The following is a 16,281-nucleotide window of genomic DNA, read 5'->3' as shown; positions in this document are numbered from 1 at the left end:
GCCGGGCCGGGCCGGGCCGGGCAAGGATCGTCATTTCAGACAGCGGGTTCGCGCAACCGCACTTCGAAGATCGCGCCTTCGACGCCCAGCACCTCGCCGCTGGCCGAATATATGCCGACGCCCGTCTCCCAGACCGGCTTGACTCGCCCGTCGGCGCACCGGATCCGGTACCGCAGGTCGAACGTGCCGCGCACCGCCAGCGCCTGCTGAACGCCGCTCCACACATAATCGGCATCCGCCGGCACGATCAGTTGTCCGAATGCATGCGTGTGCCCGTCGAGAAACCATTGCCGCGAATAGCCGGTCAACGCCTCGCAACCGGCGCTCACGTATTCCATCGTCCACAGCCGGTTGTTGCGGCCACGGTAAACAAGGCCGGGAATGCTGTCGAGCAGCCCCTCGACGCTTCTCAGGTGCGCCTGCGTCGACGTCTCGCGGCGGCGTTCGAGCGTCACGTCGGACAGCGCGACGACACATCCGTTCGACTGCCGGCGCAGCGACACCTCGAACCAGCGCAACCCGCCGTCCGGATGCACCAGCCGCAATCGCTCGCGCACGCCGCCGCGGGAAATCGTCCGCGAGCGCTGCAGCATGCCGCTCCAGATCTCCCGGTCCTCCGGGTGGACGTAATCGGCGAAGCGGCAACCGGGCGCGGGCCGCTCCATTGCGTCGCTCCAGGCGACGTTGAAGCCGCCGATCCGGCCGGCGCCGTCGAGCTTCAGCAGCGCGAGCGGACACGCGTCCGCATCGAACGCATGGCCGAAGGCGGGAATCGCAATCGCTCCGCCCGTCATCATGCGGCCCTTTCCCTGAGCGACGCGCCGAGCCCGCGCCGGTGCACCGACGCCGCCAGTTCGAGCCGGGTCTTCGCGTCCAGCTTGCGCAGCAGATTCTTCACGTAGACCTTCACCGTGCCCTCGCTGATGCCGAGCACGCGCGCGATCTGCTTGTTGCTCATGCCGTCGGCGATCAGCGTCAGCGTCTGCGCCTCGCGTGCCGTCAGGTCGGCCGCCCGTGCCCCGCTATCCGCGACGGGCGGCCCGTCGTCCTCGGCCAGCAAGCGCACGAGATCGTCGTCGAGCACGACGACGCCCTGTACGCAACTGCGCACGTACGCCAGCAGCGCCTGCGGCTCGGATTCCTTCAGCACGTAGCCATCCGCGCCGAGCCGCAACGCGGAGCGCAGCTCCTCGCGGTCCATCGACGCGGTCAGCATCACCTTCACGCAATCGACCTGCGAGCGCCTGAGCGCGTCGAGCACCTGGAGCCCGCCGAGGCCCGGCATGTGAAGGTCGATCAGCACCAGCTCGGGCCGCAGCATGCCGGCAAGCGAAATGCCCTGCGCGCCGCTCGACGATTCACCCACCACGCGAAACTCCCCGGTCGCGCCGAAAAACTCGGCCACGCCGCGGCGGAACAGCGGGTGGTCGTCGATCAACAGCATGGTCGTCGGTTCCATCAAGGTGTCTCCCCGTGAATCGCGCCGTTCGGCACGAAAAGTACGACCTGGGTGCCGCCGGGCGCGGCGCTCCCAATCGCGATGTGCCCGCCGATCGCCTTCGCGCGCTCGCGCAGGATGTCGAGCCCGTAATGGTTCACGTCCGCCGATGCGGCGCCGAGCCCGATGCCGTCGTCGACGACGGACACGCGCAAGCCGCCCGCGTCGGGCACCAGCGCGACCCACGCATGGCCGGCCTGCGCGTGGCGCACGACGTTCGACAGTGCCTCGCGCACAATCTGCAGCACCTGCAGCGCGACCCGCGGATCGATCCTGAGGTCGGGCACCCGGTTGTCGAGTTCGAACACGACGTCGCAGCGGCGCGAGAACTCCGCGACCGAATCGGCCAGCGCCTGCTGCAGCGAGCGTCCATCGAGCGTGAGCCGCGCGCTGGTGATGAGCTCGCGCACCTGGCGCTGCAGGCGCGTCGTCATCGCGCGCAATTCGGCGAGCAGCGGCTCGCCGGCCTCGGCCTGCTGCTGCAGGCGTCCGACCAGGAACGACATGAAGCCCAGTTGCTGCGCGACCGAATCGTGCAGCTCGCGCGTCAGCGCCTCGGTCTGGCCCGCGACGCCGCGCGCGACCGGATCGGCGCCGCCCCGCCCTCCGAGCGCCGCGCGCACTGTCGCCGCGATGATGTCCAGGTCGGCCGTCAGCGTCGGCGGCACCGGCAGCGCAACGTCCAGCACGAGCACCGCGCCGCCGATCGCGCGCACGGCCCGCCCGTGCGACGTGCCGAGACAGTCGGGACACAGGCCGCACGGCGCGTCCGGCGCCGCATGTCGGAGCTTGCAGCGATGCCCCTGCGTGCATCGCACGCAGGTATCCGGCGCGGATTCGTAGCCCGCGCCGTCGTCGAGGGCGAGCACGACCCGCGCGTGGGGCAGCTCGCGCGCGAGCCCCGCAAAAAATGCATGGAACACCGCCTCGCGTGTCTGCCCGCCGACGAATCCAGCCAGCAACGCGAGCAGCGCATCGCGAAAGCGCGTCGGCAGCGACACGCTTTCGGCCGGCTGCACAACTCTGTCGTCCTGGCTGTCGTCGAGGGCCACTGTCGATCCGGTGCACGCAAAGTGAGATCGACTCGTCTTGCAAGTTTCATGCCTCGGCCTCCATCCGCCGCGCGCTACCTCTTCCGTCATACCTCGTCTTCAGGATTGAACGGGTATTACTGGCAAGAAACTATGTTGAACAACAGGAACGCAACGCGACGCAGCGACGGTCGCCGAGCGAACGCCCACTCGTGATGCAAACGCCCCATTTTGGGAGTCGAACGATGCACTCAATTGAACCGCCGGAAGCCCGGAATCAGGTCAGTACACCCAACCCTTCGCGGCACGCGCTGCCGGCGAGCGCGCCCGACGCGCCGCACAGCGTGCCGCGATATGCTCCGCTGCGGCCGCATGCGCCGGCCCGTTCGCACCTCGTCGTCGCGCAGGGCAACGCGCTCGACGCGCTGCCGGCATTCGTCGGCGAAGTGTCCGCGCTGCCCGGCGCCGCGATGCTCGTCACGCACGGCAACTTGCGCGCCACCGGCCTGCCGACCGAGTTTCACGCATCGATCGACGCGCTCGAGGACGAGGTGCGGCGCCGCCTGAACGACAGTGCCGTCGGGCTGCATCTCTACGTCTGCGGCGACGAGGCGTTCATCTGGCGCATCCGTCGCGTCGCGCACGCGCTCGGCATGTTGCCCGAGGAAATCCATGCGACCGTGTCCGGCGCGCGGCGCACCGTCTACTGCGTGCATTGCTCGGCATCGCACGCGCACGACGCGCTCGACGAGGTCACGTGCCCGGACTGCGGGATCCGCCTGAGCGTCCGCCCGCACTTCTCGGCGCGCCTCGGCGGCTACTTCGGCGTGTGCGCGGATGCGGACCGGCCGTACGCGGGAGACGACGCATGAGCACGCTCGACGTTCGCGTGGCCGATGCCCGCATGCTCACGCCGGTCGTGCGCGAGCTGACCCTGACCGCGGTGCGCGGCGCGCTGCCGGCGTTCTCGTCCGGCAGCCACGTCCAGCTGCTGATGCGCGACGGCGAGCGCGCGTACCGCAACGCCTATTCGCTGGCGGGCGACCCCGCCGAGCGCGGCGTCTACCGGATCGCGGTGCGCCGGCAGGATGCGTCCCGCGGCGGCTCTGCGTTCGTTCACGAACGCCTGGACGCGGGCGCGCAGCTGCGCATCACCGCGCCCGCGAACCTGTTCGCGCTCGATGGCACCGCCCGCCATCACGTTCTCGTCGCGGGCGGCATCGGCATCACGCCGTTTATCGCGCATCTCGCGGAACTGGAGCGCCGGCAGGCGAGCCACGAGCTGCATTACGCATACCGTCCGGGCCTGACCGACGCCTACCGCGACGCGCTCGAAGCCCGTCTCGGCGCGCGCTTTCACGGCTACGACGGCATGCGCGATCGCTTCGACGCCGCCACCCTGCTGGAGCGTCAGCCGCTCGGCACGCACGTCTACGTGTGCGGCCCCGAACGCCTGCTGGACGCCGTGCGCGACGCTGCCAAGGCGCTCGGCTGGCCCGACGGCCGCGTGCATTGGGAAGCGTTCGCCGCACCGGCGCCGGGCCGGCCGTTCTCGGCGGACCTTCGGCGCAGCGGCCGCCGCGTCGAGGTCGGCGCCGACCAGAGCCTGCTCGAGGGGCTCGAATCCGCCGGCGTCGAGATCCCGAACCTGTGCCGTGGCGGTGCGTGCGGCCAGTGCGCGACGCGCTACCTCGACGGCGACGTCGAGCACCGCGACACCTTCCTCGACGCCGACGCCCGCGCGACGCATCTGATGCCCTGCGTGTCGCGTGCGTGCGGCGCCGCCCTGACCCTCGACCTGTGAGAGCTGCCACATGAGCGTATCGATCAAGCCTGCAGAAACCTATCGCGACGATTTCTCGTTCCGCAACAGCCCTGCGGCGGTTGCACGCTTTCCGTTTCCGTTCCCCGAGGACCGCTACATGTACTCGGTCAACCTCGAGCCGGCGACGCCGCGCGACCCCGGCTCGGTCTTCGCGCACTGGTTCGACATCGACGAGCACTACCGCTCCGAAGTGGCCGAGCGCGCGCGCGTGCTCGACGCCGACCCGCGCCGCGCGATCGTGATGCCGCACATGGAAACCGCGTCGTGGGACACGCTCGAGATGATCATGACGCATCTCGCCCATGACTATCCGGAGTGGTTCGCGCTCAAGCGCGACGGCGATCGCTGGCGCTGGACGAACCGCGCGCTCGATCTCGAGCAGTCCTTCACGTTCGGCGATCCGCGCACGCTGCCGTACCCGCCGCTCGAATACGTGATGCGGCAAACGCAGGGCGACATGGCGCTGCTCGACCAGCGCGACGGCGACCTGTACATGGACGCCGGCGTGGTCACCGGCCCGGCCGACTGGTCGCTCGCGTTCGACGCCGGGATGAGCTTCAGGCAATGGCATGCGCCGGTGCCGCTCGCGCATCAGGCAGGCGTGTTCGACCGCGCGCTGAAATACCTGCTCGGCATCCAGGCCGGCCAGCCGGTGCGCCGGCTCAACTGGACGCTGACCATCCATCCGCGCCTCGACACGTCATCGGAGACCTGTCACCAGTGGGGCGCGGACCGCGGGCACGTGACGCCCGACAACGTCGGCGACACCGTGCACCTGCGCGTCGAACTGCAGTTCATGGCGCGGCTGCCGCGCAGCAACGCGCTGATGTTCAGCATCCGGACCTACCTGTGCAGCATGGCCGACCTCGTCGGCAACCCGGTGTGGGCGCGGCGGCTCCATCGCGTGCTGCGCGACCTGCCGGACCCGATCGCCGAATACAAGGGCATGTCCCGCTACCGAAGCACGCTCGTCGACTGGCTCGGCCGGTTCGACACGTGACGCGGCTTCTTCCGTTATCGACCTTCTCTTTCGTTGGAGCATTCAAGATGGCGAATTCCTGGCGCATTTCCGCCCTCGCGGACCGTCACCGCGCACTCGGCTCGAATCTCGAGGACTGGAACGGCATGGGCACCGCATGGACCTATTCGACCGACCTCGCGGACCATCACGCGGCGATCCGCACCCGCGCGGGCCTGATGGACGTATCCGGGCTCAAGAAGGTGCACTACGTCGGGCCGCACGCGGAAAGCCTGCTGAACTGGGCGACGACGCGCGACATCGGCAAGCTGTATCCGGGCAAGTCGGTGTACGCGACGATGCTGAACGAGGACGGCAAGTTCATCGACGACTGCATCGTCTACCGGACCGGCCCCAACGCGTTCATGGTCGTGCACGGCGCGGGCGCCGGGCACGAGCGCCTGGTGCGCTCGGCCCATGGCCGCCAGGTCGCGGTGCTGTTCGACGACGACCTGCACGACCTGTCGCTGCAAGGGCCGCTCGCAGTCGACTTCCTCGCCGAATTCGTGCCGGGCATCCGCGACCTGCCGTATTTCCATCACGTCCAGACCCGCCTGTTCGGCCGGTCGGCGATGATCTCGCGCACCGGCTACACCGGCGAGCGCGGCTACGAGATCTTCTGCAAGGCCGCCGACGCGCCGTTCATCTGGGACACCATCCTCGAGAAAGGCCGGGCGATGGGCATCGTCCCGTGCGCGTTCACCGCGCTCGACTGGCTGCGGGTCGAGAGCTACCTGCTCTTTTACCCGTACGACAACTCCGAGATGTATCCGTTTGCCGACGAGCGTGCCGGCGACACGCTGTGGGAGCTCGGCCTCGACTTCACGGTATCGCCCGGCAAGACGGACTTCTGCGGCGCGGCCGAGCATGTCCGGCTGGCCGGCAAGGCGCGCTTCCGGATCTTCGGCGTGGAGCTCGACGCCGCGAAGGCGGCGCAGGGCGGCGACACGCTGTGGCACGACGGCCGGCAGGTCGGCGTGATCACGTGCGCGATGCGCTCGCGGCTGACCGGCCGGTCGCTCGCGATCGCCCGGCTCGACGCCGCGCTTGCGCGCGCGGGCGTGCCGCTCGACGTGAAGGGCAGCCTCGACGCGAAGGCCACCACGGCGCTGCTGCCGTTCGACGACCCCGACAAGAAGAAGCGCACCGCCGTCGGCTGACGCAACCGACGCGCGCGGCCGGCTTCAGGCCGGCCTCCCCAATCCCGATCCGAGCCGAGGAAAAACACCGTGAATCCGAACTACATCCTGACGATCAGTTGCCCTGCCACGTCCGGCATCGTGGCTGCCGTCACCTCCTATCTCGCCGCGTCGAACTGCTACATCAGCGAACTGGCGCAGTTCGACGACCAGGTCAGCGGCACGTTCTTCATGCGCGCCGTGTTCCGCTTCAACACCGACGCGAGCGGCAGCATCGAGCGCCTGCATCGCGACTTCGCCAGCGTCGCGCGCGACTTCTCGATGCAATGGCAACTGAAGAGCGCAAACGAACCGATGAAGGTGCTGCTGATGGTCAGCAAGTTCGATCACTGCCTGTCGGACCTGCTGTACCGCTTCCGCAAGGGCGAGCTGCGCATGCAGATCACCGCGGTCGTGTCGAACCATCTCGACCTGCGGCCGATGGCCGAGCGCGAAGGCATCCGCTTCATCTACCTGCCGATCACGTCCGAGACCAAGGCGCACCAGGAGGCGGAACTGATGCGCATCGTCGACGAAACCGGCACCGAGCTGGTGGTGCTCGCGCGCTACATGCAGATCCTGTCGAACGAGCTGTGCGAACGGCTCGCCGGCCGCGCGATCAACATCCACCACTCGTTCCTGCCCGGCTTCAAGGGCGCGAAACCGTACCACCAGGCGTTCGGGCGCGGCGTGAAGCTGATCGGCGCGACCGCGCACTACGTGACGTCCGACCTCGACGAAGGCCCGATCATCGAGCAGGAGGTGCAGCGCGTCGACCACGTGCTGCAGCCTGACGATCTCGTGACGATCGGGCGCGACACCGAGACGGTCGCGCTGTCGCGCGCGGTCAAGTACCACACCGAGCATCGGGTGTTCCTCAACCAGAACCGCACGGTGATCTTCAAATGAGCGACGCGACAGTCATCGACGGCAAGGCGATCGCCGCCGCCCTGCTGGAAGCCGTCAGGCAGGACGTCGCGCGGCTGCGCGCGGAAGGCGTCGCGCCCGGGCTCGCGGTCGTGCTGGTCGGCGACGATCCGGCCAGCCACGTGTACGTCCGCAACAAGGTGATGCGCGCGCAGCAGGTGGGCATCCGCTCGATCGAGCACCGCCTGCCGGCCGATACCGGCGCGCAGGCATTGCTCGCGCTCGTCGCCGCGCTGAACGCCGATCCCGACGTGCACGGCATCCTCGTGCAGATGCCGCTGCCCGCGCATCTCGACGCGGCCGCCGTCATCGATGCGATCGATCCGCGCAAGGACGTCGACGGCTTTCATCGGGAAAACGTCGGCGGGCTCGCGCTCGGCCAGGACGTGCTGGTCCCGTGCACGCCGTCGGGCTGCCTGCACCTGCTGCGGGAGATCATCGGCGACCTGCGCGGCAAGCACGCGGTCGTGGTCGGGCGCTCGAACATCGTCGGCAAGCCGATGGCCGCGCTGCTGCTCCAGTCCGACTGCTCGGTGACGACCGTTCATTCCCGCAGCGCGAACGCGGCCGCGCTGTGCCGGCAGGCGGACATCGTCGTCGCGGCGGTCGGCAAGCCGGGCATCGTCGATGCGGACTGGATCAAGCCGGGCGCGGTCGTCGTGGACGTGGGCATCAACCGGATCGAATCGGGCGGGACGACGCGGCTCGTGGGCGACGTCGACCACGACAGCGTGTCGCGCGTCGCCGGCGCGCTGACGCCGGTTCCTGGCGGCGTCGGCCCGATGACGATCGCCTTCCTGATGAAAAACACCGCGCTCGCGGCGCGGCGGCAGCGCGCGGCATGACGCTCGCCCGCGCGTGCGTCGCAGTTGCGGGCGCCGTTCGTCGATTCATGGCCAGTCACTTTTAATGAGGTAGAACGCGATGAAACAACGTGTTGCAATCATCGGCGCGGGTCCGTCGGGCATGGCCCAGCTGCGCGCCTTCCAGTCCGCCCAGGCTAAGGGCGCCGACATTCCCGAACTCGTGTGCTTCGAAAAGCAGCACGACTGGGGCGGCATGTGGAACTACACGTGGCGCACCGGCACCGACGAGCACGGCGAGCCGGTACACGGCAGCATGTACCGCTACCTGTGGTCGAACGGCCCCAAGGAATGCCTGGAGTTCGCCGACTACACGTTCGAGGAGCACTTCGGCAAGCCGATCGCCTCCTATCCGCCGCGCGAAGTGCTGTGGGACTACATCAAGGGGCGCGTCGAGAAGGCCGGGGTTCGCCGCCACATCCGCTTCGACAGCGTCGTGCGCCAGGTCGCGTTCGACGACGCGACCGGCCGCTTCACCGTGACCGTCCATGATCTCGGAAAAGACGAGGTGTATTCGGAGGCATTCGATTACGTCGTCAACGCGTGCGGCCACTTCTCGACGCCGAACATGCCGACCTTTGCCGGCTTCGACAATTTCGGCGGCCGCATCCTGCACGCGCACGACTTCCGGGACGCGCTGGAATTCAAGGACAAGGACATCCTGCTCGTCGGCAGCAGCTATTCCGCGGAGGATATCGGTTCGCAGTGCTACAAGTACGGCGCCCGCAGCATCACGAGCTGCTACCGCAGCGCGCCGATGGGTTATCACTGGCCGGCCAACTGGGAGGAAAAGCCGCTTCTCGAGCGCGTGTGCGGGAACGTCGCGTTCTTCGCGGACGGCAGCAGCAAGAAGATCGACGCGATCGTCCTCTGCACCGGCTACCAGCACTATTTCCCGTTCCTGCCCGACAGCCTGCGCCTGAAGACCGGCAACCGTCTCTGGCCGCTCGACTTGTACAAGGGCATCTTCTGGGAGCGCAATCCGAAGCTGATCTACCTCGGCATGCAGGACCTCTGGTACTCGTTCAACATGTTCGACGCGCAGGCCTGGTACGCGCGCGACGTGATCCTCGGGCGCATTCCGCTGCCCGACTTCGACGCGATGCACGCGAACAGTCTCGCGTGGCGCGCGCGCGAGGAAACGCTCGAGACCAACCAGCAGATGTTCGAGTTCCAGGGCAGCTACATCCAGGACCTGATCGACGCGACCGACTATCCGAGCTTCGACATCGCCGGCGTGAACCGCACGTTTCTCGCGTGGAAGCACGACAAGCACGAGGACATCATGGGCTACCGCAACAAGTCCTATCGCTCGCTGATGACCGGCACCCAGTCGCCGCCGCATCACACGCCGTGGCTCGACGCGCTCGACGACTCGATGGAAGCCTATCTGGGCGCGCCCGAGCCGCGCGCGAAAGTCGGCTGACCGGCACGGCGGCAGCGCCCGGCCGGCCGCGCGCCGGGCGCCGCCGCCCGCATCCCGCTTCGTCCGGGGCCTGTTCCCGCCAACAACGGGCTTGCGCTGGCCGCCCTCGCGGGCGGTGCCTGCCCTTCCTCGCAAGGAATGCTCATGCTCATTCGTCCGCCGTCCGTTTCGCGGCCGCACGAACCCGCGCTGTCCGCCCGCCTGCCGGGCGGCGAACGCCATCGCGTCGCCGGCGCCGGGCTCGTCGCCATCGCCCTGCATGCCGGGGATTCGCTGCACGTGACCGATCCCGAGGGCCGGCAGCGGGCCGAACTGGCCGCGTTACGCATGCGCGGCGGCGGCTGCGCGCTCGGCGCGCTCGGCCTCGCGCCCGACGACGATGCGCACTTCATCGCCGACCAGTCGAGCGGCGATCGCGCCGGATGGCGCGGCGTCGCCGCGCTGCTCTCCCGGCACGGCCTGGCCGACGCGCCGCTGCCGGCGGCCGCGACCCTGTGGTCGGGCGACACGCCCGCCGGCCACGCCGCCACCTACGTCGCGACGCAATCGCTCGTCGCGATCGTCGCCGCGCCGGGCGGCCCGGTGCCGGTGGACCGGGCCGGCCGCCCGCCGACGGAACTGCAACTGGCCGTCACCCGCGCCAGCGGTCGCGCGCCGCTGCCCGGCGAGACCGACGCGCCGCTCGCCGAGCCGCTGTCGGACTTCGCGATCCGGCCCGGCACGGCGGTCGCCTACACGGTGCGGGCCGGCGAATACATCCAGGTCGTCGACGTGGCCGGGCGGCAATGCTCGGATTTCGTCGCGTTCGATCTCGACGCACTGGCGCACAACGACGAAGTCGAATGCGACCCGACCGTCACGCGCACGCTCAACGGCAGCGCGTATCCGCAGCCCGGCCTGTACTCGCGCTTCTTCGACCGGCGCATGCAGCCGATGCTCGAAGTCGTGCGCGACACCGTCGGCCGCCACGATTCGTTCGCGCTCGCCTGCACCGCGCGCTATTACGAATCGCAGGGCTATCCGGGCCACGTGAACTGCAGCGACAACATCAGCGCGGCGCTGGCCGACTATCACATCGCCGCGCGGCCCGGCTGGCCGGCGATCAACTTCTTCTTCAACACCGCGATCGACGCGCACGGGCAGATGACCGTCGACGAGCCGTGGTCGCGCCCGGGCGACTACGTGCTGATGCGCGCGTTGCGGAATCTCGTCTGCGTCAGCACGTCGTGCCCGGACGACATCGATCCGGCGAACGGCTGGCAGCCGACCGACATCCGGATCCGAACCTATTCGAGCAAGGAGCGCTTTTCCGTGTCCACCGCCCTCCGTCCCACGCCCGACGCGCTGCCCGCGCTGACCCGCCAGTCAGGCTTCCACGCGCGCACGTCGGCGCTCACGCGCCACTTCACCGATTACCGCGGCTGGCACCTGCCGACGCGGTTCGACGGCCACGGCCCGGTCGACGAATACTACGGCTGCCGCGAGCGCGCGGCGATCATCGACCTGTCCGCGCTGCGCAAGTTCGACGTGACAGGCCCCGACGCGGAGGCGCTCCTGCAGTATTGCCTGACGCGCGACGTGCGCCGGCTCGCGACGGGACAGGTCGTCTACTCGGCGATGTGCCACCCGCACGGCGGGATGCTCGACGACGGCACGCTGATGCGGCTCGGCCCCGACACGTTCCGCTGGATCTGCGGCGACGATTTCGCCGGCGTCTGGCTGCGCGAGCAGGCCGCCCGGCTCGGGATGAAGGCGTGGGTCAAGTCGTCGTCGGACCAGATCCACAACGTCGCCGTGCAGGGGCCGCGCAGCCGCGACATCCTGCGCGCGCTGGTCTGGACGCCGCCGACGCAGCCGCCGCTCGAGACGCTCGGCTGGTTCCGCTTCCTGATCGGCCGGCTCGGCGGCCCGGACGGCTGCCCCGTGATCGTGAGCCGGACCGGCTACACCGGCGAGCTGGGCTACGAGGTGTGGTGCCATCCGCGCGACGCGGAGGCGGTGTGGGACCGCATCCAGGCCGAGGGCCAGCCGCACGGCCTCGTGCCGCTCGGGCTCGAGGCGCTCGACCTGCTGCGCATCGAGGCCGGGCTCGTGTTCGCCGGCTACGAGTTCAGCGACGAGACCGATCCGTTCGAGGCCGGCATCGGCTTTTGCGTGCCGCTCAAGACCAAGACCGACGACTTCGTCGGCCGCGACGCGCTGCTTCGCCGCAGCGCGCATCCGCAGCGCGTGCTCGTCGGGCTGGAACTCGACGGCAACGAACCCGCGCATCACGGCGATTGCGTGCGCAGCGGGCGCGCGCAGGTCGGCGTCGTCACGAGTGGCATGCGCTCGCCGATCCTCGGCAAGAACATCGCGCTCGCGCGGGTCGACGCGCATCACGCGCAAGCCGGCTGCCGGCTTCAGGTCGGCAAGCTCGACGGCCAGCAAAAGCGCATCGACGCGCTGGTGTGCGCCCCCGTCTTCTACGACCCGGCCAAGACCCGCGTGCGCAGCTAACGACCATAAAACCAGTGAAGGGGTAAAAGCATGAAAGCGAAGTCGATTGTGATGTCCGGAATGATCCTGGTGTCCGCCGCCGCGCACGCGCAAAGCAGCGTGACACTGTTCGGCATGCTGGACGAGGGCCTGAACTTCACGAGCAACGCCGGCGGCAAGCGCGCGTGGCAGACGTCCAGCGTGGACGTGGCGACCAGCCGCTGGGGGATCAAGGGCAACGAGGACCTGGGCGGCGGCCTGCAGGCGCTCTTCGATCTCGAGAGCGGCTTCGTGATGGACAACGGGCAGACGTACTACGGCACGCGGCTGTTCGGCTACCAGGCGTATGTCGGCCTGCAGTCGGACGCGCTCGGCACGCTGACCTTCGGGCGCCAGTTCGACACCGTGACCGACGCGATCGGCCTCCTGACCGCGAACGGCAGCTGGGCCGGCTATCTGTTCTCGCATCCGTTCGACAACGACAACACCGATGCGACGTTCCACGCGAGCAATGCGGTCAAGTTCACGAGCAACACGTACGGCGGCTTTTCCGGCACCGCGCTGTACGGCTTCAGCAACGAGGCGGGCGGCTTCGCGCACAACCGCGTATATGGCGTGGGGCTCAAGTACAGCTACAAGACCTTCTCGGCGGGCGCGGTGTTCGAAGCGCTCTCCGCGCCGGGCAGCACCGCCGCCGGCAGCGTCGCGCCCGACGACGCGGGCTTCACCGCCGCCGACCAGAAGATCTACGGGATCGGCGCGAGCTACGGCATCGGGCCGGCCACCGTCGGCGCGGTCTACACGCACACGAACATCGGCAAGCCGGCGTCGTCGATCTACGTCGGCGATCTCGGCGCGAACCTGTCGGGCCTGCGGTTCGACAACGTGGAATTCAACGTGCGCTACGACGTCAGGCCCGACTTCTTCGTCGGCGCGATGTACACGTACACCGTCGCCCATCTCGATCACGACGGCGGCACGGCGTCGCTGCACTGGAACCAGGCGGGGCTGATGGCCAACTACTTGCTGTCGAAACGCACCAGCGTCTATGCGCAGGCCGTCTATCAGGACCTCAGCGGCGGAACGACGGGGACGCCGCTCGACGGAGCCGACATTCCCGGCTCCGCCGGTTCGTCGTCGAACGGGCACCAGATCGTCGGGCGGGTGGGGATGTCGCACGCGTTCTGATTCGGGCCGGGCACGGCGCGCGGGCGACGGCGGCCCCGTGCGCCGCGCGGCCGCGCGTCACGCGAACCGGAACGTGTCGAAGAGCGCATCCCGCTCGATCACCGTCAACGCCGCGCGCTTGTGCGGAAAATCGAACTCCTTCAGCGTGCGGAACCCGAGCCGGTGCATGTACGCGATATGGCGCACGTGATCGACGCGCGGCTCGCCGACCAGCCGTCGCGACGCTGGTACGTCGAGCCGTCCGGCTCCGCATGGAATCCGGCTTACCGCGCGACGCTGATCTCGACGCGCCGGTTCTGCGCGCGCCCCTGCGCGGTGCGGTTGTCGCCGACCGGATCGGCATCGCCGTTGCCGACGGCTTCGAGACGGCTCGCCGGCACGCCCGCGGCTTGCAGCATCTGCATGACCTGCGCGGCCCGCTGTTCCGACAGCGCCTGATTCGACGCGAATTGGCGGCTGCGGATCGGCACGTTGTCCGTATAGCCGCGAACCGTCACCTTGCCCGGCACCCTGGCGATCTCGCCCGCGATCTTCAAGATCAGCGGATTCATCGTTACCTGAACGGACGCGCCGCCGGGCTGGAACATCGAGTCGCCGCGGAACGTCACCGTGCTGCGGCGCGCATCCTCGTCGACGCTGACGGTGCCCGCCGCGATCTCGTCCTTGAGCAACTGCCTGAGGTGCAATTGCGGCGGCGCGGGCGGCGGCACCATGCGCGCGATGTCGGCGAGCTGCCTCTGGATCTCGGCGGCACGGCTCGACAGCTGGTACTTGTACCATCCGAACATCCCCAGCAGGATCGCCGACAGGACGACCACGGTGATCCACACCGGGAAATCGTAGAACGACGGGCGCTTGCCCGTGACGTCCGATTTCCAATTGGGAGACAACGCCGACGGCACGGGGCCGCGTTGCGACGTGATTTCGTTGTAAATCCGCTGCCGAATCGCATGGTGCTTGCGCCTGCCGCCGGCGCTGCCCCGGTAACGGCCCTCGAAGCCGAAGCTGAGAATCCGGTAGATCACCTCCAGCAAATCCACGTGCTCGCGAGGGTCCTCCAGCAACCGGCCGATCAGCAGGTACACCTTGTCGCCGCCATCGCGGTCTCCGTGGAAGGTGACTGCGAGGCCGCGATTGATCCACTCGATTCCCGACGAATCGTCTTTGCCCCACTGGGTCTGCATCGCGGCTTCATCGAGCGCGGTGCACAGGCAATATCGCGCGCCGATCATGTGATCGCTGCGGATATTGGCCTGCTCGCACAGCCTCTGGAACACCTGCAGTTCCTGCTCAAGTAACGCCCTCAACAACGCAATGAGCTGCTTCGACGTCAACTGATCGGGCATGTCCGCCTGCGCGCGAATCAATACGCGGGATGCGGCCAGCAATGGATTCTGCGCCGCGCGAACCTCGGCCAACCGCGCGTCAAACGGCTCTGGCGGAGGGACGTCAGCAGGCGTCGTTGCGAGACCGTCTTCATTGCCGATGGCGTCCTTGATGCTGTCCGAGGACGGCTCGCCGTTCTCTCCGGCTGCAGTCGGTTCCGCGGCATCGTCAGTCGATCGGTTCATTGTTGCCATGCTCTCTAGCCTCCCGCGTCTGCCGTGACGCTACCAATGAGCGTGCAGTCACATTCCGTACGATGACCGTGCATGGCCACGCGCCTGTTGCCAATCGTGAAAGTCCGGTGTGCCTCGGTGATCCGGTTGATGCCATGCGGGCGCCCGTCGGGATATTTTTCGGGGCAGTCGACCAGGTCGTCCAGCCGGGCGATCCGCCGGCCGCCGATTGTGTGAATGTCGGAGCCGGTGATGACCCGGCCACCGTGCGAGGTTGTATCGCCGACCACGATGATTTTCCGTGACATGTCGATTCTCCGAGTCAGTGACTTGTCATGCCTGGGCGCGCAACCATGCTTCGCTACCGCGCTTCAGCTCGTCCCGCACCCATCCGGGAATCTGCTCCACCATCGTGTCGAATGCCCCGCCCGTCCGGCGACGCGACGTCAGCGCGTCCCAGATGTAACGGTGCCGATCGAAATCCTCACCATGGACATAGGAATACTCACAATAGTCCAGCCTGTCCCTGGGTTCGACGAATCCCCACTCCAGCGCCCGCTTGTACCGAGGCTCGAAATCCAGGAACCGGGTCCTGTAACGGAGCGCTCCATCGATGTGCCCCAGTTCGATCAGCGATGCCATCAGCTCGTCAGGCTCGGTATGCGCCGTCAGCTTGTCGACATCCTTCTGGTCGAGCTCGATCACGATAGAGCGAGAAACCCGGCCCACCTTCAGCGAATCATTCTCGACCGTCTGCCACTTCTCGTGGCGCCCGCGATATTTGAGCCGATCGAGCGGCGCCAGAAACATGTTGCGGATCTCTTCGCCCCACATATCGAGCACCACGCCGGTGTTACGGGGATCGAAAAACCGGATCATCGCGGTCATCCCGTCGCCGATCCCGGTAAACAGGAACGCACGAAAATGGATTGCCAGTTGCGGAAGGCTCACGCGGCTCCACACGAGCGTGAGACACGGAGAGTGAAGATCGATCTCGTCCAGTTCGCTCACCCACGCTGCGCCCGGGTCATCGATGCGGGCAAGAAAAAGTGCAGCCGGCCCGAGCTGCGCTTCGGGCAGACCGTCATAGAGCGAAACGAACTGTGTGCCGGACTGCTCCAGCAAGGGCTGAAGCCTGGCCGGATCGGCTGCGCCGTCGATCAGGCAGAATAACCGGGAACGCTGCTGCATAAGCTTGTCTCTCCCCACCGTGGTTACGCCCACGCTGCCTTGCCGGTGTCGCCCACCGCGAGCGGCTCGGATTCCGAGGCCATGCCGAGATAGGCGATC

15 protein-coding genes and 1 pseudogene are annotated in these 16,281 nt (G+C 68.1%); 9 read left to right on the top strand and 7 right to left on the bottom strand.

Annotation, left to right across the window (positions count from 1 at the left end):
* Positions 1-35 precede the first annotated feature (35 nt).
* Genes LIG30_RS01130 through LIG30_RS01120 form a run of 3 tightly spaced genes read right to left on the bottom strand, consistent with a single transcriptional unit; the run spans position 36 to position 2,550 of the window.
* Entirely contained in the window at positions 36-797 is a 762-nt protein-coding gene (locus LIG30_RS01130; RefSeq protein ID WP_200929624.1) for a PAS domain-containing protein, read from the bottom strand.
* The gene (locus LIG30_RS01125) at positions 794-1,459 is read right to left on the bottom strand and encodes a response regulator (RefSeq protein WP_038708925.1); all 666 of its coding nucleotides are present in this window, start codon (positions 1,457-1,459) and stop codon (positions 794-796) included. The genes LIG30_RS01130 and LIG30_RS01125 overlap by 4 nt, the downstream gene beginning before the upstream one ends.
* Entirely contained in the window at positions 1,459-2,550 is a 1,092-nt protein-coding gene (locus LIG30_RS01120; RefSeq protein WP_051994820.1) for an ATP-binding protein, read from the bottom strand. The genes LIG30_RS01125 and LIG30_RS01120 overlap by 1 nt, the downstream gene beginning before the upstream one ends.
* A gap of 224 nt (positions 2,551-2,774) precedes the next feature.
* Here LIG30_RS01120 and LIG30_RS01115 point away from each other — a divergent pair, with 224 nt between their 5' ends.
* The 9 genes from LIG30_RS01115 to LIG30_RS01075 all read left to right on the top strand — a co-directional run bounded on the left by LIG30_RS01115 (position 2,775) and on the right by LIG30_RS01075 (position 13,432).
* Positions 2,775-3,401, top strand: a complete 627-nt coding sequence (locus tag LIG30_RS01115; protein ID WP_051994819.1) for a dimethylamine monooxygenase subunit DmmA family protein — start codon at positions 2,775-2,777, stop codon at positions 3,399-3,401.
* On the top strand, positions 3,398-4,333 hold the full coding sequence (locus LIG30_RS01110) for a PDR/VanB family oxidoreductase (RefSeq protein ID WP_038708924.1): 936 nt from the start codon (positions 3,398-3,400) through the stop codon (positions 4,331-4,333). The genes LIG30_RS01115 and LIG30_RS01110 overlap by 4 nt, the downstream gene beginning before the upstream one ends.
* A gap of 10 nt (positions 4,334-4,343) precedes the next feature.
* Positions 4,344-5,354, top strand: coding sequence for a heme-dependent oxidative N-demethylase family protein (locus LIG30_RS01105; protein WP_038708922.1), 1,011 nt, complete (start codon positions 4,344-4,346; stop codon positions 5,352-5,354).
* 47 nt (positions 5,355-5,401) lie between these two features.
* Entirely contained in the window at positions 5,402-6,532 is a 1,131-nt protein-coding gene (locus LIG30_RS01100) for an aminomethyltransferase family protein (RefSeq protein WP_038708921.1), read from the top strand.
* Between the two features lie 69 nt (positions 6,533-6,601).
* Complete coding sequence (gene purU / locus LIG30_RS01095) at positions 6,602-7,459, top strand: formyltetrahydrofolate deformylase (RefSeq protein ID WP_038708918.1); 858 nt, start codon at positions 6,602-6,604, stop codon at positions 7,457-7,459.
* Entirely contained in the window at positions 7,456-8,322 is an 867-nt protein-coding gene (locus tag LIG30_RS01090) for a bifunctional 5,10-methylenetetrahydrofolate dehydrogenase/5,10-methenyltetrahydrofolate cyclohydrolase (protein ID WP_038708917.1), read from the top strand. The genes purU and LIG30_RS01090 overlap by 4 nt, the downstream gene beginning before the upstream one ends.
* 79 nt (positions 8,323-8,401) lie before the next feature.
* Positions 8,402-9,766, top strand: a complete 1,365-nt coding sequence (locus tag LIG30_RS01085) for an NAD(P)-binding domain-containing protein (RefSeq protein ID WP_038708915.1) — start codon at positions 8,402-8,404, stop codon at positions 9,764-9,766.
* Positions 9,767-9,910: 144 nt separating this feature from the next.
* Complete coding sequence (locus tag LIG30_RS01080) at positions 9,911-12,265, top strand: DUF1989 domain-containing protein (RefSeq protein WP_235510127.1); 2,355 nt, start codon at positions 9,911-9,913, stop codon at positions 12,263-12,265.
* 51 nt (positions 12,266-12,316) lie between these two features.
* Positions 12,317-13,432 carry a porin gene (locus LIG30_RS01075; RefSeq protein WP_235510125.1) on the top strand — a complete coding sequence of 372 codons (1,116 nt, stop codon included), beginning with the start codon at positions 12,317-12,319 and terminating at the stop codon, positions 13,430-13,432.
* A 57-nt stretch (positions 13,433-13,489) separates the two neighbouring features.
* Here the strand turns inward: LIG30_RS01075 and LIG30_RS24750 are convergent.
* The 4 genes and pseudogenes from LIG30_RS24750 to LIG30_RS01060 form a co-directional block, all read right to left on the bottom strand.
* A pseudogene (locus tag LIG30_RS24750) lies at positions 13,490-13,660 on the bottom strand (GNAT family N-acetyltransferase); the annotation flags it as partial.
* Between the two features lie 35 nt (positions 13,661-13,695).
* Positions 13,696-15,003 (bottom strand): type VI secretion system protein TssL, long form, encoded by a 1,308-nt coding sequence (gene tssL / locus LIG30_RS01070; RefSeq protein WP_051994818.1) that lies wholly within the window; start codon positions 15,001-15,003, stop codon positions 13,696-13,698.
* 14 nt (positions 15,004-15,017) lie between these two features.
* Positions 15,018-15,299 carry a PAAR domain-containing protein gene (locus tag LIG30_RS01065; protein ID WP_038708910.1) on the bottom strand — a complete coding sequence of 94 codons (282 nt, stop codon included), beginning with the start codon at positions 15,297-15,299 and terminating at the stop codon, positions 15,018-15,020.
* A 25-nt stretch (positions 15,300-15,324) separates the two neighbouring features.
* Positions 15,325-16,182, bottom strand: coding sequence for a DUF4123 domain-containing protein (locus tag LIG30_RS01060; protein ID WP_083493842.1), 858 nt, complete (start codon positions 16,180-16,182; stop codon positions 15,325-15,327).
* Between the last annotated feature and the right edge of the window lie 99 nt (positions 16,183-16,281).

Origin of the sequence: Burkholderia sp. lig30, assembly GCF_000687455.2 — a bacterium.
Classification (GTDB): Bacteria; Pseudomonadota; Gammaproteobacteria; order Burkholderiales; family Burkholderiaceae; genus Burkholderia.
The sequence above is the reverse complement of the archived record's forward strand: the minus strand, read 5'-3'. Positions and strand labels throughout refer to the sequence as shown.

Coding starts and splice junctions, on each gene's coding strand:
- LIG30_RS01075 (WP_235510125.1), top strand. CDS start 12,317: ATGTCCGGAATGATCCTGGTGTCCGCCGCCGCGCACGCGCAAAGCAGC.
- LIG30_RS01065 (WP_038708910.1), bottom strand. CDS start 15,299: ATGTCACGGAAAATCATCGTGGTCGGCGATACAACCTCGCACGGTGGC.
- LIG30_RS01130 (WP_200929624.1), bottom strand. CDS start 797: ATGATGACGGGCGGAGCGATTGCGATTCCCGCCTTCGGCCATGCGTTC.
- LIG30_RS01080 (WP_235510127.1), top strand. CDS start 9,911: ATGCTCATTCGTCCGCCGTCCGTTTCGCGGCCGCACGAACCCGCGCTG.
- LIG30_RS01105 (WP_038708922.1), top strand. CDS start 4,344: ATGAGCGTATCGATCAAGCCTGCAGAAACCTATCGCGACGATTTCTCG.
- LIG30_RS01085 (WP_038708915.1), top strand. CDS start 8,402: ATGAAACAACGTGTTGCAATCATCGGCGCGGGTCCGTCGGGCATGGCC.
- LIG30_RS01060 (WP_083493842.1), bottom strand. CDS start 16,182: ATGCAGCAGCGTTCCCGGTTATTCTGCCTGATCGACGGCGCAGCCGAT.
- LIG30_RS01110 (WP_038708924.1), top strand. CDS start 3,398: ATGAGCACGCTCGACGTTCGCGTGGCCGATGCCCGCATGCTCACGCCG.
- LIG30_RS01100 (WP_038708921.1), top strand. CDS start 5,402: ATGGCGAATTCCTGGCGCATTTCCGCCCTCGCGGACCGTCACCGCGCA.
- LIG30_RS01090 (WP_038708917.1), top strand. CDS start 7,456: ATGAGCGACGCGACAGTCATCGACGGCAAGGCGATCGCCGCCGCCCTG.
- LIG30_RS01125 (WP_038708925.1), bottom strand. CDS start 1,459: ATGGAACCGACGACCATGCTGTTGATCGACGACCACCCGCTGTTCCGC.
- tssL (WP_051994818.1), bottom strand. CDS start 15,003: ATGAACCGATCGACTGACGATGCCGCGGAACCGACTGCAGCCGGAGAG.
- LIG30_RS01115 (WP_051994819.1), top strand. CDS start 2,775: ATGCACTCAATTGAACCGCCGGAAGCCCGGAATCAGGTCAGTACACCC.